We start from the raw sequence: 18286 nt of genomic DNA on the forward strand, positions 1-18286 counted from the left end.
GGCGGGATCGGCGGGATCGGCGGGATCGGCGGGATCGGCGGGATCGGCGGGATCGGCGGGATCGGCGGGATCGGCGGGATCGGCAGCAGCGTCGGAATCACCGGGGCCGGAGGGCATGTGACGGGCAAGGCGGCTCCTGTCGTTTCCGCCCGCGTGCGCAGGGGTTCTGATGCCGGCTCGGGAGACGCCGGCCGCGGCCGCTGTGCGCTGCCCGGGCACTTCGGGCATCTGCTCACGGGGGCCGGCGGGCCGGAATCGCGGCACGTGACGCACGCCATCCTTTGCGCCCGCGATCTCTGGGAAGGTCTCCGGTACGGTGTCGAACGCTCCGGGCCCGAGCGCCATGGAGCTCTTCGTCACCGCCATCTGACCACCGGATGCCGATACGTGTATCCCGTGCGACATCGCCTGTCCTGAGGCCACGCGCCCGTGACACGACTGGGGAGTTTGATGTTCGACAAGGTATTGGTCGCCAACCGCGGGGAGATCGCGATCCGGGCGTTCCGCGCGGCGTTCGAGCTCGGGATCTCCACCGTGGCCGTGTACCCGCACGAGGACCGCAATTCCCTCCATCGCGCCAAGGCCGACGAGGCCTACCGGATCGGGGAGCCCGGGCATCCCGTACGGGCCTACCTCTCGGTGGATGAGGTGATCAGGGCCGCCCGGAAGGCGGGCGCGGACGCGGTCTACCCGGGATACGGCTTCCTGTCGGAGAATCCGGACCTGGCGGCCGCCTGCGCCGACGCCGGGATCACGTTCGTCGGACCGCCGGCGCCGGTACTGAACCTGACGGGGAACAAGTCCCGGGCGGTCGCGGCTGCCCGGGCGGCCGGCGTTCCGGTGCTGAAGTCGTCCGAGCCCTCGGAGGACGTGGACGCGCTCGTCGCCGCCTCCGAAGACATCGGCTTCCCCGTCTTCGTCAAGGCCGTCGCCGGTGGCGGCGGGCGCGGGATGCGCCGGGTCGCGGAGCCGGCAGAGCTGCGCGAGGCGATCGACGCGGCCATGCGTGAGGCCGGGTCCGCGTTCGGCGACGCGACGGTCTTCCTGGAGCAGGCGGTGATCAACCCCCGCCACATCGAGGTGCAGATCCTCGCCGACGCAGAGGGCAACGTCGTCCATCTCTACGAGCGTGACTGCTCGTTGCAGCGCCGCCACCAGAAGGTGGTCGAGATCGCGCCCGCACCGAACCTGGACCCGGATCTGCGGGACCGGATCTGTGCCGACGCGGTCGCCTTCGCGCGCCACATCGGATACGTGAACGCGGGCACCGTCGAGTTCCTCGTCGACGAGCGTGGCAACCATGTGTTCATCGAGATGAACCCGCGGATCCAGGTCGAGCACACCGTCACCGAACAGGTGACCGGACGCGACCTGGTGATCGCGCAGCTGCGCATCGCCGCCGGCATGACCCTGCCCGATCTGCATCTCACGCAGGACGACATCACCCTCAACGGCACGGCGCTTCAGTGCCGCATCACGACGGAGGACCCGGCCAACGGGTTCCGGCCCGACACGGGCACCATCTCCGCGTACCGCTCGCCGGGCGGGCCCGGCGTACGGCTGGACGGCGGCACCGTCCACACCGGGGCCGAGGTGTCGGCCCACTTCGACTCGATGCTGGTCAAACTGACCTGCCACGGGCACGACTTCACCAACGCGGCCCGGCGTGCACGCCGGGCCATCGCGGAGTTCCGGATCCGCGGAGTGGCGACGAACCTGCCGTTCCTGGGGGCCGTACTGGATCAGCCCGACTTCCGGGCCGGGCACATCACGACCAGCTTCATCGAGGAGCATCCGGAGCTGATCCGGGCCCGGCCGTCGGCCGACCGGGGCAGTCGCATGCTCGGCTACCTCGCCGAGACCACCGTCAACCGGCCGTACGGTCCCAGGCCCTCGGTCATCGAGCCCGCCGACAAGCTGCCCGCCCTGCCGCCCGGCACACCGCCGGCCGGGTCCCGGCAGCGCCTGGCGGCCATCGGTCCCGAGGCGTTCGCCGCGGAGCTGCGCGCCCAGTCGGCCGTCGCCGTCACCGACACCACGTTCCGGGACGCCCACCAGTCGCTGCTGGCCACCCGGGTCCGTACCCGTGACCTGCTCGCCGTCGCCCCGCACGTCGCGCAGACCGTGCCACAGCTGCTGAGCATCGAGTGCTGGGGCGGGGCCACCTACGACGTGGCGCTGCGCTTCCTCGCGGAGGACCCGTGGGAGCGGCTGGCCAAGCTCCGGGAGGCAGTGCCGAACATCTGTACGCAGATGCTGCTGCGCGGGCGCAACACGGTCGGGTACACGCCCTATCCGACGGAGGTCACCGAGGCGTTCGTCGCCGAGGCCGCGACCACCGGAATGGACATCTTCCGGATCTTCGACGCCCTCAACGACGTGTCCCAGATGCGTCCGGCGATCGACGCCGTCCGCGCCACCGGCACCTCGGTCGCCGAGGTCGCCCTCTGCTACACCGCGGACCTCTCGGACCCGGGCGAGACCCTGTACACGCTGGACTACTACCTGCGTCTCGCCGAGCAGATCGTGGAGGCGGGTGCCCATGTGCTCGCCATCAAGGACATGGCCGGGCTGCTGCGTCCGCCCGCGGCCCGCACCTTGGTCACGGCCCTGCGTGAACGGTTCGACCTGCCGGTCCATCTCCACACCCACGACACCGCCGGTGGGCAGCTGGGCACGCTGATCGCCGCGATCGACGCCGGTGTGGACGCGGTGGACGCCGCGGTCGCCTCCATGGCCGGGACGACCAGCCAGCCGCCCATGTCGGCACTGGTGGCCGCCACGGACCACACCGAACGCGCGACCGGGCTCTCCCTCCAGGCAGTCGGCGACCTGGAGCCCTACTGGGAGGCGACCCGCAAGGTGTACGCCCCCTTCGAATCCGGGCTTGCCTCGCCGACCGGGCGGATCTACCACCACGAGATCCCCGGCGGACAGCTGTCCAACCTGCGCCAGCAGGCCATCGCCCTCGGGCTGGGCGACCGTTTCGAGCTCATCGAGGACTGCTACGCCGCGGCCGACCGCATGCTCGGCCGGCTGGTGAAGGTGACCCCTTCGTCGAAGGTGGTCGGCGACCTGGCACTGCATCTGGTGGGGGCGGGGGTCGAGGCGTCGGACTTCGAGTCGGACCCCGGCAAGTTCGACGTGCCGGACTCAGTGATCGGATTCCTGCGGGGTGAGCTGGGCGACCCGCCCGGTGGCTGGCCGGAGCCCTTCCGTACCCGCGCGCTGCAGGGCCGTCCGGCGAAGGCACAGACACCGCACCTGTCGGACGAGGACCTCGAAGCACTGCGCGAGTCACCGCGCGCCACGCTCAACAGGCTGCTGTTCCCGGGCCCGACCAAGGAGTTCAACGCGCACCGCGAGGCGTACGGGGACACCTCCGTACTGCCGACGCAGGACTTCCTGTACGGCCTGGAGACGGAGACCGAGCACACGGTCACGCTCGACCCCGGTGTCACGCTGCTGATCGAGCTGGAAGCGATCTCCGAGGCGGACGAGCGCGGATTCCGGAGCGTGCTGGCCACCCTCAACGGGCAGTTGCGGCCGGTGTCGGTACGGGACAGGTCCGTCGCGACCGATGTGAAGGCGGCGGAGAAGGCGGACCGCGGCAACGAGAGCCATGTCGCCGCTCCGTTCGCCGGCGTCGTGACGCTCCAGGTCGAGGAGGGCGCTTCGGTGTCGGCCGGCCAGACGGTCGCCACCATCGAGGCGATGAAGATGGAGGCCTCGATCACCGCGCAGGCCGCGGGAGTGGTGCGCCGCCTGGCGATCGGCAGGGTGCAGCAGGTCGAGGCCGGAGATCTGCTCATCGAGGTCGGCTGAGGTCCCGGGCCCGTCCGGATGTACGCGGACGGGCCCGCCGCGGTCTCAGCTCAGCCGGAACACCGGACCGCGCGGCGTGAACGGCAACGAGGCACCCTGCGGGATCAGGAAGGCGTGCTCGCGCCGGATCCTCAGGGTGTCGCACCACCCGTCGGTGATGACGAGCACCGGGGCCGTCGGCGGGAAGTCGTCGGCCCGCTGCAACAGGTCGATGCCCGGCTGGAGTTCGGTCCCGCCACGGCCGCGGACCCGCACCCGGCCGGCGATCTCGGCCGGCGGCAGGTAACCGGCGTCGTACGCTGCCGCGTCGCAGAAGACGACGCGCGCCGCGGGTACGTCGCGTGCCTCCGCGTACGAGGCGATGGCGCCGAGCGCCTTGCCCAGGAGGCCGTTGTCCATCGAACCGGAGGTGTCCAGGACGACGCCGAAGGTGCAGCGCGCCGTCTCCTGCGGGGGGAAGTACCGGCCCGCGCGCGGGATGCCGGGGGTCGACGCCTGCCTCCGTGCCGGGCGCGCGTAGGACCGTACGGGCTCGGGCCGCGGGACGTACTCGTCGAACCAGCGGGCGAGTCCCGCGTCCCACGGCACGGGCGGGTGAGCCAGCGCCCGGATCTCCTCGACGAGTCCGGAGGGGAGCAGGCCGCGCTCCCCGTACCGGTGCAGGTCGAAGCCCTGGACCAGCCCTCGGCGGTAGAACTCGTCCAGGTCGGTGTACGCGCGGGCGTCGGCGTGCGGCAGCGGTTCACCGAGGATGTCGCCGGCACCCCTGCCCCGCAGGGTGGCGAGGCGTCGCTGCCGGCGCAGGTCGCCCGCGATGCGGTCGTACACCTCCTCGGCGGACAGTCCGCGCAGGCCGGGGTCGTACAGCAGCCCTTCTGGCATGTCACCGACGCGCATCTGGACGAGCCAGTCGTTGACGACGTAGTCCGCCGCGACGTTGAACAGGAACGGATCACGGCCACCGCGGCGTTCGCCGTGGCGCAGGGCGGCGTGCAGCATCTCGTGGGCGAGGACGAACCGCCACTCCTCGTCGCTCAGCGCCCGCAGGGGGTTGATGTAGATCTCGCCCGCCACGGAGCTCACCGCGGCGATGGAGATGCTCTGTGACCGGGCGAGTTCGGCGTCGGCGACGACCGTGAGACCGGCGGCGAGCCCGCCGAGCAGCGGGTAGGAGGAGACGAACCAGTTCAGGGCCCGGTCCCAGGGGGGTTGTGGTGCGCGTACGCCGCTGACGCTGTCGCGGCGGCCACCAGCCACGTCCATGGCGGCGGAGACGCTGCGGGTGAGGGCGCGCGCGAACGAGGTCTCCCAGTCGGGGACGGCGGAGTTGTTCCACGTCCGCCAGGTGGTGAGGACCTGGTCCGGCTGCCCGCCCGCGGTTCCGCAGTCCTCGTACAGGGCGGGGATGCCGTCGCGGCGCCAGCGGGCGGCAAGCTGCTCCTCGTCACCGCCGGGGTAGGAATCCGGCAGGTCGACGGGCGGACGGCCGGTCGGATGGGTGAGCAGGAAGCGGTTGACGACCACGCAGCGGGCCGCGAGGTCGAACCGGTCGGGCTGCTCGCGCGGGCCGTGGGCGGCGGCCGGCACATGGCCGAAGCCCAGATGGAGCAGGCAGTGGGCCAGGACCCAGGCCCACTCGGCCGGATCGGCCCGCTTCGTGGGGTGGACGTGGACGGTGCCGTTGGAGGTGACGACGGCCAGTCCGCCGACCGGGGTCAGGACGCAGTCGGGCTGTCTGCACACGGACGCCTCGACGGCGGCGAAGGCCGGGTTGCGTCTGGCCATGGCGAGCCCGGCAGCGAACGCCTCGGTGGCCGGGTCGGACGCTCCGCCCTTGCCTCCTTTTTTCCGGCCCCTGCTGTTGGCCCGGTGGCCGGTGGTGGTACTCAACGCCTGGCCTCGACCAGCCTGGGCATGTCGCGTGAGGCCTCGACGAGGAACCAGGCGGGCAGCACCGGCTGACCGTCGGGGTCGTCCGCGATGACGGTCTGCGCGACCTCGACGGAGATCTCGGCGAGGTGCACGAGCAGCGACTTGGCCCGGTAGGCGGTCTGCCGCATCGATGCCGAGACGTGTTCCTTGCGCCGGGGCAGTTCCTTCACGAGCCGTCCGCGGAACGCCTCGGCCAGGTAGTACAGCAGGTCGCGGTCCTCGATCCGGGCGGGCCAGGAGGCGTCGCCCTTCAGGATCGCCTCGATACCGAAGGAGTGGCGCACGATCTTGGCGTACCCGCAGAACGAGACGGCGTGGGCTGGGGTCAGCGTGCCGTGCACGATGACCTTCAGCGTCTCCTCGTCGATGTCAGGCCCGAAGGAGTGCAGCGCGTCGGAGAGCATGTGCCAGGACCGGGGCGTGGAGAAGGCTTCCTCGCTCTTGGGCGGCTGGGACCAGAGGTGGTCGGGGCGGTCGACGAGGTAGTCCGTCACCCACGGATGGACCCCGTTCTCCCCCGCCCACACCAGCCAGTCCGTCGACGAGGCCCGCAGATGGACGTGGGTGAGGCGGTTGACCAGCGCGGACGCGATGGGCCTCGCCAGCGCGTTGTCCGTGGCGCGGTTGCCGGCGCCGATGACGATCGAGCCGGCGGGCAGTTCGTACGATCCGATCCGCCGGTCCAGGATCAGTGAGTAGAACGCCTTCTGGACGTCGGGGGTGGCGGCGTTGAGCTCGTCGAGGAAGAGGCAGTACGGTTCGTCGCGGGCGATGGCCTCCGGCGGGCAGAACACGGAGCGCCCGTCTCGGATCTGCGGCACGCCGATCAGGTCCTCCGGTGCGAGCTGCGTCCCGAGGAGGCTGACGCACTCCATTCCCAGCGACTCGGCGAACTTCCGCACGAGCGACGACTTTCCGATGCCGGGCGCTCCCCAGAGGAACACGGGCCGCACGGTCGCGAGCCCCAGCAGCAGTTCGGGGATCCGGGCGGGAGTGACGGTGACGGCAGCCTGCACGCTGGTGAGTTCCTCAAGGGCTCGGGAGTCGAAGCCCGCTCAGTATGCGGAGGCCGGATGACGCGCGCAGCCGAATTTCGCCGCGCCGCCCCACGTCGCGCAGCCGCGCACCCCCTGATCGGGTCCGATCCGGACGAAAGGCCCGAGGCGTGGGGCTCGCCCGCCGCCCCGGCCCTCATGTCAGTGTGGAGCCATGACCATTGACGTTCGCCCGGCATCGGACTTCGAGGATGTCCGCGCGCTCCTCGGCCCCAAGTCATCCGGTGCCAACGTGTGCTGGTGCCTGAGCCACCGGATCCCGTCCACACTCAACAACGAGCTGCGCGGTCCGGCGCGCGGTGAGTTCGTCTCCGAGTTGTGCCGGGCGGAGCCCCCGCCCGGAGTTCTCGCCCATGACGGCGAGCAGCCGGTCGGCTGGGCCGCCGTGGCGCCGCGCTCCGAGACCTCGTTCGCGCGCAGCCGCCGGATTCCGCACGTCGACGACCTGCCCGTCTGGTCGCTGTGGTGCATCCGGGTGCGTCCCGGTCATCGGAAGCAGGGGATCTCGCGCGCCCTCATCGCCGGCGCCGTCGACTTCGCCCGCGCCAACGGCGCGCCGGCGATCGAGGCCTACCCGGTCGACAACGGTGACGCCCGGGTCGACCTGACGATGGCGTACGCCGGGATCCGGAAGAACTTCGAGCGCGCCGGGTTCGCCCATGCCGCCGACACCACGTCCGTACTGGCCGGGCATCCCCGGGTCGTGATGCGCCTCGGCCTTCGCTGACGGCACGGCACGGCACGGCACGGCCGGTACGAATCCTGCGGTCACCGTCGGCGGAGCTCGCCGAACCACCTCACGATCGCCGTCGTGGCGGCGACGTTGGACCCCAGGTGGCGCGACTCCTTGTAATCCACCGCCCCGAGATCGACTACGGGGACGTCCACACCCCTGCGGGCCAGAGCCGCCCGGCAGTGCTCCGTGTTCTCCGTGGTGGCCTGCTCGTCCCCCGTCGCCATGTATAGCCGGACGGGAGCGCGGGGCCTCCAGTCGGTGCACACGGCGTCGGTGGTACGCAGGGCAGCCGCCAGCGCTCCGGTCGGGTGCGTGAGCAGGGCGAGGCCGTACTCCGTCAGCAGCGCGTCCAGGGAGTCCGGGATCCCCCGCATCAGGTCCAGCCCCGTGTGCGCCCCGTCGAAGAGATCCTCGACCGTGTGTGCGTAGGTGCCCCGGAAGACCTCTGCGGGCCGATCGTAGATGGGGTGCAGCCGGTTGAACGCCACCAGCGTGTACGCCGCGTACACAGCACCGGACTTCTTGTCCAGCGTGCCCGCGACCAGTGCCGGCAGCTCCGCACCGCCGAAGTCGTACGCCCCGCTGACCGGCGCCAGCGCGCCCAGCCCGAACCAGCGGTCCTCACCCGCCTCCAGAGCCCTGCCCAGCCCCAGGGCGGCCGACGCCCCCTGGGAGAAGCCGGTGACGAGGACCTCGCGATCCAGTACGTGTCCGGTACGGGGCGCGAAGGCGCGGGCGGCCCGCAGCATGTCCAGCGAGGCGGTGGTCTCGGAACCGATGTCCATCCACGGGTGCAGACCGGGACCCTTGCCCAGCCCCAGGTAGTCGGGCGCGACCGCGGCGGCGCCGGCCGCCGCGTGTGCGATCACGGGCGCCGAGTGGAACACGGCTCGCCGCATGGAGGGGGAGTCGTCCTTGTGGGCGCCGGTGCCGTGCGCGAAGGAGACCGCCTGCAGGTGGCGTTCCGCGCCGAGCGGCACGGCGAACAGCCCGCTGGCCGTGGTGGGTTGCCCCTTCGCGTCGACCGTCCGGTAGACCAGCCGGTACGCGACCACTCCGTGGCGGACCGTGTCGTCCCCGAACCCGGCGGTGCGCAGTTCGGCCGCCGCGGCTTGCGGGCTCGCGAGCGTGTAGAGCTTCTCTGCGGAGAGGAGCGTGCCGCGGCCGGACTCCTCGTGCCGGGTGCGTTCTTGGGCGACGGCGGCGAGGGCCGGAGCGGTTGCGCCGGCGAGGATCGGACCAGTCAGCAGCACACCGCAGCAGACCGCTGCCACGTGCGCCCTCAGGCGTACCCGATGACGGGTCATGCCGAGCGGTGACGTGGTGGGCGAGTTGACCATGGGTTCCTCCAAGTACGTTTCACAGGCGGTCACTTCACCCTCACGTGTCACGCATGTGAGCACACTGGTGCAGGCCCCCGGACGCCCCCTGGTGCTTCCCCCCAGGGGTGCGTTGCGCGTGCGGCGCGACCACCGGGCCGAAATCCGCAGGTCCTGGGCGCTCGGTCCGGGCAGGATGACGGTCGTGAATCATGTGCTGTGCGGCCTCGCCCGCAATACCGCCCTGCCGGCGGAACTGGCCGATCGGCTGATCTCGGTCGCGGACGAGGATGTCGCAGCGAGTCTCGCCGGTCGTGCCGACCTCAGCCGTGCGCAGGCGGTGGGTCTGTCGGCGCGCGTTGCGCGGAGCGCTGTCCAGCTGGTCCGCGAAGGCCGCCTGACCGCCCTGGACATCGACCCGCCGGCCCGGCCGGATGCCGCCCTCGCCCTGCTCGACGAGGGTTCGGGCAAGCCGGAATGGGCGCGCCGGTTCACCTCGGATCCGGTCGTCGAACGGCGGGAGAAGCTGGCGGCCTGCCCCGGCCTCCCCTCCGATGTGGTGAAGCTGCTGGCCGGGGACGCGGACGTGCGGGTGGTCGCCGAACTCGCGCTGTGGGCCCCGCCCGGGGTCGCTGCCGGACTTGCGGGGCATCCGCACGCCGAGGTGCGGCGCGCGTTGGCGCACAACGAGGGGACGCCGCCGGCCGTGCTGGCCGCGCTGGTCACCGGTGAGGGGTTGCCGCCCGCCCGGCGGTGCCTGGTCTGTGACAGGGAGGAGACACCCTTCGTCCATGACCGGCGGTGCGGGAGGCTCGACTGCGATCTGCTGCCGGGAGCCTCGTGCGACGGTTCCCACGAGTCCACCGTGTTCGACATGTGCCGGGCGGCACTCCACAACCCGGCCACGCCCACCGAGGTCGTCACCGGCTTTGCAGGCCATCCTTCGATGCTGCTGCGCTGGGCCCTCGCCGCCCGCCCCGGCCTGCCGCCGGAGGTGAGCAGACGACTTGCGGAGGATCCGGTCCCGGGGGTACGGGCGGACCTCGCCGGGAATCCCGCGATCGACGACTCCGTGATGCGTACCCTGGCGGGCGACCCCGACGACAGCGTACGACGCAGCCTCGCCCACAACCCGAACGTGTCTCTCGACGTACTCATCGCCCTGTCACGCACCACCCGGATCGGCTCCACCCTGCTGGCGCGCATCGCCTCGGCCTCCCCCGCCGAAGTCGACGAACTGGCGGCGTCACCGGTCCCTGCCGCACGGATGCTCCTGGCCCTGCGCCGCGATCTCCCTGCGGGGATCCGTGACGCGCTCGCTGCCGACCCCGACGCGAAGGTGGTCAAGGCCATCGCCCCCCACTCCGGCCTGTCCGACGCACAGTTGCGGGACATGACCCGCCGTCATGGGTCCCGGATCGCGGCCGGGGTGGCGGCCAACCCGGATGCGACACCGGCGCTGCTGGACAGCCTGGCCCGGCACGATCCGCCGGTGCGCAGGGCCCTGTGCGCCATCGCCCGGCACCCGCACGCACCCGCTGCGGCGCTCCTCGTCTGCCTGTCGGACGACAAGGCGCGGGAGGTGGCCGCCGCGCATCCGGCACTGCAGGAGCACGTCTTGGTCGCACTGCTGGCCGGCCCCGACCCGCAGGCGGCACAAGCCGCGGCCACCAACCCGTCGCTGCCGTCCGCCGTGATGTGGGACCTGGTGCCCCTCCCGTGAACCGGCGAGGAGACGCACGCCACGAGCGGCCCTGTCACATTCTCCCGGGCCGGCCCGTCACAGAGGTGTACCCGTCATCACCTCAAGGAGTTCACCATGGAAGCGCGCCTGAACCTGTTCGCCAACCCGCTGGCGGCCAAGTCCTTGAAGCACCTGGTCGCCGCGGGCAGGGCCTTCGCGGACTCGACGCTGCCGGCCGCGACGGCGGAGCTGGTGAAGCTCCGCGCGAGTCAGATCAACGGCTGCGGTGTCTGCACCGACATGCACACCAAGGACGCCACCGCAGCCGGGGAGACCGCGACCCGCCTGCACCTCGTGGCCGCCTGGCGGGAGGCGACGGTGTTCACCGAAGCCGAGCGCGCCGCGCTGGAGCTGGCGGAGCAGGGCACCCGCATCGCGGACGCGGCGGGAGGCGTCACGGACGAGGCCTGGGCGAACGCGGCCAAGCACTTCGACGAGGACCAGCTCGTCGCGCTCGCGGCGACCATCGCGTTCATCAACACCTTCAACCGGCTGAACCTCATCGTCCGGCAGCCCGCGGGCGACTACCAGCCCGGCCAGTTCGGATAGCCCCGAGCCTTCGGGACAAGGAGACCCGCCCCGGGGCTGCCCGTTTCATCGGGCGGCCCCAGGAGCCCGCTCGTCCGAGCCGGTCCGCGGGCGCGCACGGCCTGACCCACGGACCCACGCCACCTGAACTCCCCGGACGACGGGGCGCGGGCGGTCACTCCGTCCGGCGGGGCAGCCCCAGCTCGCCCGCTCTCAGTCCGGCCTGGAAGCGTGAGCCGGCATCGAGGGTCGCCATGAGCTCCGCCACGCGTCGCCGATAGGTGCGCAGCGAGACGCCGAGCCTTCTGGCCGCCGATGCGTCGGTGAGCCCCGAGCCCAGCGCGTCGATGATCGTGCGGCCGTCGGCATCGAGATGCGGGACGTCCCGCCTCAGGTAGGCGTCGAGCTCCACGGAGTTGTCCCAGATGGCGGAGAACAGTGAGTGCACTCCGTCGACCACGGTGGCCGCGGTCGTCACGGTGTAGTGGCGGCCGGTGGGCGTCTGCCGGCCGGCGAGGATCGTCACCCGCCGGTCGATGATGATCGTCTCGTGCGCAAGCGGCGAGCCGCTGATCCGGACGAGGGCGCCCTGGCTCTGCACCAGTCGTACGTGCGTGCGCGTCGCCTCATCGGCGAGCGCCATCGGGCTGAGCAGTTTGCGAGAGGTCAGACCTGGCGCATCCGTGGCCCGCATACGGTTGCGGATCGCCGCCCTGGCCGCCGGCTGCGACCAGGTGTCGAGGTCCCGCGCCGCGCACAGGAACTCGGTGCGCGCGGACTCGAAGAGGTGACCGGCACGCGCGATCAGCTCCGCGTCACCCTGGACCGAGAACATCTGTTCATTCCGCACTCCGCCAGTCTGGCAGCAAGCTGCCATGAGCTCGCCCAGCCGCACCCACGGCGCACACCATGGACCCCATGACGATCAAGACCTTCTCCCTCGGCGGAGACCTGACCATCCGGCGGCTCGGTTTCGGCGCCATGCGCCTGGCGATGGGCACCTTCGACGGCCCCGCACGCGACCCGCGCACCGGCGTCGCGGTGCTGCGGCGCGCAGTGGAGCTGGGCGTGAACCACATCGACACGGCGGGCTTCTACGGGAGGGGCGCTGTCCGGGCCAATGAGCTGATCCGTACGGCTCTGGCCCCGTACCGGGACGGCCCGGTGATCGCGACGAAGGTCGGGCCTCTGCCCGGGCCCGACGGTGTGCCGAGCGGACAGGCCACGCCCGGTCAGCTGCGCTCGCTGGTCGAAGCGGATCTGCGCGCCCTGGGCCTCGACCGGCTCGACCTGGTCTATCTGCGGGTGGGCGGCATGACGGGGCCGGGCGGTGAATCGATCGCGGAGCGGTTCGCGGTACTGGCCGGACTCCGGGAGGAGGGGCTGATCCGGCACCTGGGCGTCAGTAATGTCGACGCCGTACAGTTCGCCGAGGCCCGGACGGTCGCACCCGTCACGGCGGTGCAGAACCAGCACAGCGATGATCTGGGGCTGCTCGCGGAATGTGAGGCGTCGGGTATCGCGTACGTGCCCTACTTCCCGCTCGGCGGTGGCCGCGCCCCGCTCGACACCGAACGGCTCGCCAAGGTCGCGGCCCGGCTGGGAGCGACCGCCGCTCAGGTACGGATCGCCTCGCTGCTGGCTACGTCGCCGTCGGTGCTGGCGATTCCGGGCACCGGTTCCCCCGATCACCTGGAGGAGAACCTCGCGGCGGACGGCCTCGTGCTCGGCGCGGAGGACCTGCGCGAGCTTCGGGGCTGACCCCTAGGAGCCGGGCCTCAACGTGCTCTGCGTGCCGCTGGATGCGACTGTCTCCTCGTACCGCAGCCTGTTGAACACGACTGAAAAGGTGAACAACTGAAAGAGGCAGGGTCCGGAACCAATGGTTCCGGACCCTGCCTCAGCAGTAGCGGGGACAGGATTTGAACCTGCGACCTCTGGGTTATGAGCCCAGCGAGCTACCGAGCTGCTCCACCCCGCGTCGTTGTGATCCCCAGCTTATGCCATCCCACCGGTTTCCCTGACCACTATTTCGCCGGGGCCGGAGCATCCGGTCGTCGTCACGGATGCGGTTTCTCGCTGAACAGCCGGCCGATCGCACAAAAGCCACCTGCCGTACGGTAGTTGCCTCAGCACACTACATAGAGGGAGTACTCGTATGCCGGTCGCGCTCGGTCTCGGTCTGCCGCAGACGAAGCAGTACGACATCAGTCGCGACGTCACCGTCGTGGCGCGCGCCGCGGAGGCCGTCGGGTACGAGAGCCTGTGGGTGTTCGAGCGCCTTCTCTTTCCCGAGCCCGCTGTTCAGGGCCTCTACGGCGTGCCGGGGCTGGCCTGGCCCGACCACTACCGCAGCGTCGCCGATCCGCTGGTCACACTGACGCTGGCCGCCGCGGCCACCGAGCGGGCCCGGCTCGGCACCAGTGTTCTCGTCGCCCCGTTGCACGTGCCCTTCCAGCTCGCCCGTTCGCTGGCCTCGCTCGACGCCGCCAGTGGCGGAAGGGTGATCGCGGGGCTGGGCACAGGGTGGTCCCTGGACGAGTACGCGGCGGCTTCCGTCGCGCCTTTCGAGAAGCGCGGTGAGGTTCTCGACGAGCTGCTGGACGTGTGTGCGGCCGTCTGGGGCCCGAACCCCGTCTCGTACAAGGGCAATCTGACCACGATCGCACCGTCCGAGGTGGGGCCGAAGCCCGCGCGTCCCGTCCCCGTCTATCTGCCAGCCACCGGCCCCCGGGCCACGCGCCGTCTGGTCGACCGGGCTGACGGCTGGATGCCCGTCGCCATGGGTGCCTCCCAGCTCGCCGAGCAGTGGCAGCGGGTGCGCGCCACCGCCGCCGACCGTGGGCGCCGGAGCCCGGTCGGGGTCTGTCTCCGTGCCAACGCGCGGTACAGCGCGACGGCTTTGCCCGGCACGGACCGGAAGCCGTTCCACGGCAACACCGCACAGATCGTCGAGGATCTCGCCGCGCATGCCGCCACGGGCGTTCCGGAGATCATGCTCGACCTCCAGACCTCACTCCGTGACGCCTCCGAACTCGTCGACGTGGCAACCGAGGTGTACGAGACGGCGCGGGCGGCCGGGGTCTGAGCGGGGCCGGCGCCCGGGCGGCGCCGGCACACCCGTAGTTTCTCGTGGGCAGCTTCAGTGGAGACCGACGGAGGAACGTGCCCCATGGACGACCGCACCGCGCTGGCCGAACGGTTCGAGGAGGACAGGAGCCACCTCAAGGCGGTCGCGTACCGCATGCTCGGTTCGGCGAGTGAAGCCGACGACGCGGTTCAGGAGTCCTGGCTGAGGGCCTCCCAGGCCGACGTCAGTGAGGTGCGGAACCTGACCGGCTGGCTGACCACGGTGGTGGGCCGGGTCTGTCTGAACATGCTCCGCAGCCGCCGTAGGCGCCATGAGGAGCCTCTCGACACGTATGACCGGGCGCCGGGAAGCGATGGGGGGCACGATCCTGAGCAGGAGGCCCTGCTCGCCGACTCCGTCGGGCTCGCGCTCCTGGTGGTGCTGGACAGGCTGGCACCGGCGGAACGGCTCGCCTTCGTGCTGCACGACATGTTCGCGGTGCCGTTCGCAGAGATCGGCCCGCTGCTCGACCGTTCCCCTGACAACGCCCGGCAACTGGCAAGCCGTGCCCGCCGCCGGGTGAAGGGCGGCACGACGGCGGCGGATGCCGGTCTGCCCCGGCGCCGACAGGCCGTCGAGGCCTTCCTGTCCGCCTCCCGCGCCGGGGACTTCGAGGCACTGGTGGCGCTGCTCGACCCCGATGTGGTGCTGCACGCCGACCGGTCCGTCATTCCCACCCCCGAGCCTGTCGTGGTCCGAGGCGCCCACACCGTGGCGAAGGGCGCGATGGCCGCCACGGGCCGTGCCCTGTTCACCGGGGTCGCGCTCGTCGACGGAAAGGCCGCGCTGGCGATGGCGCCGCACGGACGGCTGCGCCTGGTGCTCGGCTTCACCCTGGTGGACGGTCTCATCACCGTGATCGACGTCGTCGCGGACCCGGACCGGATCGCCGCGCTCGACATCGGCGTCCTGGACGACTGACACGGGCCGGGTCCGGTCGCCGACGCATCTTCACCGTCGGCCGGGCCCCGCTCCCCGGCCCGTTGCCGTACCCCTGTGGCAGGGTTTCCCCAAGGGCCGAACCAGGTGTCCCGATCCCACTGTCGGAGGCGGTCGCACGACTGGCCGAGGAGCGCTCACCATGTCCGGACCCGACGATGGCCGTACGGCGTCGGCAACTGCTGCGGCGCTGTGGGCGGCACTACGCAGATGTCGGCGCGGCGCCGGCCGTCCTGGACATCGAGTCCGACTGCTACCCCGTGGTGGGTCCGCGCGCCGCACGGGTGCAGGAGCTGACCGTACTTGCGAAGCGAGCGGGTTTCACCGCGCGGGCACGGGAAGTCTGATGGTGGGACCGAAGGGGCCGCGGGCGGGCACCGGCCGGGCTGTCACACCACCGGGCGGGCCAGGAGCCGGTAGGTGACGCCGTCCTTGGTCCGGGCCAGCTTGCCGCCGATGACCAGATAGCGGCGGAGCGCGGCGCAGTCCTCGTGGACGGTGAGGAGGGCGTCGTTGACTTCGCGTTCGGTGTAGGTCCGGTCGGGCCGGAACAGCGTGTGAGCGAGGTGTTCCAGGAGCTGTTCGCGACGTGCCGTCTTGCGCGGGATCGCGGTCAGCCGCCCCTGGGAGAAGAGGGCGGCCACACCATGGCTGGAGCTTGATCGTTGGTCGGACATGCCCCGGAGCCTCTCAGCCGGATCCGGCGCTCGGCAACAGATTTCTCGGTGGGCCCGGTCCTACCCGGCGGCTCCGGTACTCCTCGGCGGTCCCGGTACTCCTCGGCCGCACCGGTACTCCTCGGTGGTCCCGGTACTCCTCGGCGGCTCCGGTACTCCTCGGCGGTCCCGGACGGAGCTGGGCCACGTGTCGCCGCGCAGTCCGAAGCCTGCCGGAGGGCGCACGAGTTGACGTGCGCGTACCCTCACGGTTTCCTGCTGCGATGACTGAACTCCGCATCGAGCAGATCGAGCAGGTGGACGGCGACACCGCGCTCAAGGACTGGCAGTACGTCCACAACACGATCATCCCCACGGCCGTGCTGTCGCTCGACGAGGTGCGCGAGCGTGCCGGACGCAACCGGCTCACCGTCGCGTATCTCGACGTGGTTCCGATCGGCTGCTCGACCGTGCGGCCCCCGGCCGGCGGCGCTTCGGTGGCCACCGTGATCGCGCGAATACTGCCGGCCCACCGCGGCAGGGGATTCGGCGGACAGCTGTACGAACGTGCTCTGACGGACGCACGCGCGCTCGGCGCCGACGTGATCGAGACGTGCGTGCTGGAGTCCAACCCGGAGGGGCTGCGGTTCGCACTCGGCCGCGGATTCGTCGAGACAGAGCGCTACGTACTGCCCGGTGACAGCGTGCCGTTCATCGATCTGCGGCTGGCCTGAGGCCACAGCGGAAGGCGGCGCTCTGCGGGAGTCGCAGAGGGCCGGCCGTCAGTCCTGGACGGCGGCGAGTTCGCGCACCGTCGCCATGTCGCTGAAGGGGATGAGCTGGTCGCCGACAATCTGGTAGGGCTCACTGCCCTTCCCCGCCACCAGCACGATGTCGTCGGGTCCGGCCACCGACAGGGCGTGGGCGATCGCCGCCCGCCGGTCCGCGTGGCGTTCGAACCTTGTGCCCGTGGCCCTGAGGCCCGGCGCGATCTGGTCCATGATCGCCTCGGGGTCCTCGTTCCTCGGGTTGTCGGAGGTCAGGACGCAGAGGTCGGAGCGGGCCCCGGCGATCTCGCCCATACGTGCCCGCTTGGTGACATCCCGGTCTCCCCCGCAGCCGAATACCGTGATGACCCGGCCCGTGGCGAAGTCCCGTACGGCGCTCAGTACCTTGTCCAGGGAGTCCGGGGAGTGGGCGTAGTCCACGATCACCGCCGTGCCGCGCGGCGTCTCGAACCGTTCGAGCCGGCCGGGAACCGGAGGCATCCGGTCGAGCGCCGCAACCAGCCCTGCGAGGTCGTGGCCCAGGAGGTGACAGGCCGCCAGGGAGGCGAGTGCGTTCGAAACGGAGAAGCGGCCCGGAACCGGGATCGCCGCCGGATACTTGCTGCCCTCGTGGTGGAGCGTGAAGCTGGTGCCGAAGGCGTCCATGCGCAGGTCGGTGGCACGGAAGTCGGCCGGTGCGTCGATGCCGTACGTGGTGACCCGGCCCGGCATGGTCGGCACGATCGCGGCCCCCACCGGGTCGTCCACGTTGACCACGGCGCTGCGGCACATCCCCTGGAAGAGGCGGAGCTTGGCGTCGCGGTAGTGCTCCATGGTGCCGTGGTCGTCCAGGTGGTCCTGGGTGAGGTTGGTGAAGATGCCCACGTCCAGGAAGGCGTGGTCGACCCTGTGGTGGAGCAGTCCCATCGATGTGGCCTCCAGGACCACGGTGGAGACCTCCTGGTCGCGCATCCGGCCGAGGAGGTACTGGAAGTCCGGTGACTCCGGCGTGGAGAGGACCGAGCGGGGCATCGGGATGAGCGCGTCGCCGATGCGGCTGCCCGCCGTTCCGATCACTCCGACCTTCGCACCCTCCGCGATCCTCAGTAGGGACTCGACCATGTACGAGACCGAGGTCTTCCCGTTGGTGCCGGTGACGGCCACCATGTTCATCGCGCGGCCGGGCTCTCCGAAGTACCGGGAGGTCACGACGGCCGCCGCGGTCCGGGTGTCCGCCACCCGCACGACGCATGCCCCGGTACCCGAGGCATGCACTGCGGCAAGGATCTCCGGCGCCCCGCTGTCCAGGAGCACGGCAACGGCTCCGCGCGCCAGCGCCGGGCCGACGGCCTCGGGGCCGCCCTCCAGATGCCCGGGTACGGCGATGTAGAGCGAGCCGGGCGTGACGCGATGGGCGTCGAAGCGCGCTCCGGCGGTGATCGGGGTCTCCGGATCGCCGAGGAGGACCTCGTGATCGTGACCGGCCAGCAACTCCCTCAGGTTCATGCGGGGTCCTCTCGAGAATGCGGCTCGGCCCGTGGGCCACCGTCTCGGGGTTGCCGACGGCGCGCCGCGGGAACTGCGCAGGGTGCGGGGTGCTGCGGTCTGCGCAGCGAAGGGGTGGGACGGCTCAGGGTGGCGGAGCGAAAATGCGC

The 18286-nt window shown here is 71.3% G+C and carries 16 protein-coding genes and 1 tRNA gene; 9 read left to right on the plus strand and 8 right to left on the minus strand.

What is annotated here, in order from left to right:
* The coding region (locus tag JGS39_RS11370; protein WP_372456141.1) for a hypothetical protein at nucleotides 1–366 on the minus strand (366 nt) is incomplete at its 3' end.
* Between the two features lie 84 nt (nucleotides 367–450).
* On the opposite strand from JGS39_RS11370, the gene JGS39_RS11375 reads away from it, so the two are divergent.
* On the plus strand, nucleotides 451–3825 hold the full coding sequence (locus tag JGS39_RS11375) for a pyruvate carboxylase (RefSeq protein ID WP_219568717.1): 3375 nt from the start codon (nucleotides 451–453) through the stop codon (nucleotides 3823–3825).
* Between the two features lie 45 nt (nucleotides 3826–3870).
* Here the strand turns inward: JGS39_RS11375 and JGS39_RS11380 are convergent, their stop codons facing one another.
* Entirely contained in the window at nucleotides 3871–5715 is a 1845-nt protein-coding gene (locus JGS39_RS11380; protein WP_236063530.1) for a vWA domain-containing protein, read from the minus strand.
* Nucleotides 5712–6773, minus strand: coding sequence for an ATP-binding protein (locus JGS39_RS11385; RefSeq protein ID WP_219568718.1), 1062 nt, complete (start codon nucleotides 6771–6773; stop codon nucleotides 5712–5714). Before JGS39_RS11385 ends, JGS39_RS11380 begins: the two co-directional genes overlap by 4 nt.
* 193 nt (nucleotides 6774–6966) lie before the next feature.
* Between JGS39_RS11385 and JGS39_RS11390 the strand changes: the two genes are divergently transcribed.
* Nucleotides 6967–7539 (plus strand): GNAT family N-acetyltransferase, encoded by a 573-nt coding sequence (locus JGS39_RS11390; protein ID WP_219568719.1) that lies wholly within the window; start codon nucleotides 6967–6969, stop codon nucleotides 7537–7539.
* A 41-nt stretch (nucleotides 7540–7580) separates the two neighbouring features.
* Here the strand turns inward: JGS39_RS11390 and JGS39_RS11395 are convergent, their stop codons facing one another.
* A complete protein-coding gene (locus tag JGS39_RS11395; protein ID WP_219568720.1) occupies nucleotides 7581–8888 on the minus strand; it encodes a lipase in 1308 nt (435 codons plus the stop codon).
* A gap of 184 nt (nucleotides 8889–9072) precedes the next feature.
* Between JGS39_RS11395 and JGS39_RS11400 the strand changes: the two genes are divergently transcribed.
* Nucleotides 9073–10590 (plus strand): hypothetical protein, encoded by a 1518-nt coding sequence (locus JGS39_RS11400; protein ID WP_219568721.1) that lies wholly within the window; start codon nucleotides 9073–9075, stop codon nucleotides 10588–10590.
* Nucleotides 10591–10686: 96 nt separating this feature from the next.
* Nucleotides 10687–11160 carry a carboxymuconolactone decarboxylase family protein gene (locus JGS39_RS11405; RefSeq protein WP_219568722.1) on the plus strand — a complete coding sequence of 158 codons (474 nt, stop codon included), beginning with the start codon at nucleotides 10687–10689 and terminating at the stop codon, nucleotides 11158–11160.
* A gap of 154 nt (nucleotides 11161–11314) precedes the next feature.
* Here the strand turns inward: JGS39_RS11405 and JGS39_RS11410 are convergent, their stop codons facing one another.
* Nucleotides 11315–11989 (minus strand): helix-turn-helix domain-containing protein, encoded by a 675-nt coding sequence (locus JGS39_RS11410; RefSeq protein WP_219568723.1) that lies wholly within the window; start codon nucleotides 11987–11989, stop codon nucleotides 11315–11317.
* 68 nt (nucleotides 11990–12057) lie between these two features.
* Between JGS39_RS11410 and JGS39_RS11415 the strand changes: the two genes are divergently transcribed.
* On the plus strand, nucleotides 12058–12900 hold the full coding sequence (locus tag JGS39_RS11415) for an aldo/keto reductase (RefSeq protein WP_219568724.1): 843 nt from the start codon (nucleotides 12058–12060) through the stop codon (nucleotides 12898–12900).
* 146 nt (nucleotides 12901–13046) lie between these two features.
* Here the strand turns inward: JGS39_RS11415 and JGS39_RS11420 are convergent.
* Nucleotides 13047–13120 (minus strand) — tRNA-Met (locus tag JGS39_RS11420).
* A 177-nt stretch (nucleotides 13121–13297) separates the two neighbouring features.
* Between JGS39_RS11420 and JGS39_RS11425 the strand changes: the two genes are divergently transcribed.
* The 3 genes from JGS39_RS11425 (at nucleotide 13298) to JGS39_RS11435 (ending at nucleotide 15555) form a co-directional block, all read left to right on the plus strand.
* On the plus strand, nucleotides 13298–14227 hold the full coding sequence (locus JGS39_RS11425) for an LLM class F420-dependent oxidoreductase (protein WP_219568725.1): 930 nt from the start codon (nucleotides 13298–13300) through the stop codon (nucleotides 14225–14227).
* An 84-nt stretch (nucleotides 14228–14311) separates the two neighbouring features.
* On the plus strand, nucleotides 14312–15190 hold the full coding sequence (locus tag JGS39_RS11430; RefSeq protein ID WP_219568726.1) for a sigma-70 family RNA polymerase sigma factor: 879 nt from the start codon (nucleotides 14312–14314) through the stop codon (nucleotides 15188–15190).
* 176 nt (nucleotides 15191–15366) lie between these two features.
* Nucleotides 15367–15555: a DUF6630 family protein gene (locus JGS39_RS11435; protein ID WP_219568741.1), complete on the plus strand. Its 189-nt coding sequence runs from the start codon at nucleotides 15367–15369 to the stop codon at nucleotides 15553–15555.
* A 42-nt stretch (nucleotides 15556–15597) separates the two neighbouring features.
* Here JGS39_RS11435 and JGS39_RS11440 read toward each other — a convergent pair whose 3' ends face one another.
* A complete protein-coding gene (locus JGS39_RS11440; protein WP_219568727.1) occupies nucleotides 15598–15885 on the minus strand; it encodes a DUF2087 domain-containing protein in 288 nt (95 codons plus the stop codon).
* 263 nt (nucleotides 15886–16148) lie between these two features.
* On the opposite strand from JGS39_RS11440, the gene JGS39_RS11445 reads away from it, so the two are divergent.
* Nucleotides 16149–16598: a GNAT family N-acetyltransferase gene (locus JGS39_RS11445; RefSeq protein WP_219568728.1), complete on the plus strand. Its 450-nt coding sequence runs from the start codon at nucleotides 16149–16151 to the stop codon at nucleotides 16596–16598.
* A 48-nt stretch (nucleotides 16599–16646) separates the two neighbouring features.
* Here the strand turns inward: JGS39_RS11445 and JGS39_RS11450 are convergent, their stop codons facing one another.
* Nucleotides 16647–18137: a UDP-N-acetylmuramoyl-L-alanyl-D-glutamate--2,6-diaminopimelate ligase gene (locus JGS39_RS11450; RefSeq protein WP_219568729.1), complete on the minus strand. Its 1491-nt coding sequence runs from the start codon at nucleotides 18135–18137 to the stop codon at nucleotides 16647–16649.
* Nucleotides 18138–18286 lie beyond the last annotated feature (149 nt).

Source organism: Streptomyces poriferorum, from assembly GCF_019399235.1.
GTDB classification, from domain to species: domain Bacteria; phylum Actinomycetota; class Actinomycetes; order Streptomycetales; family Streptomycetaceae; genus Streptomyces; species Streptomyces poriferorum.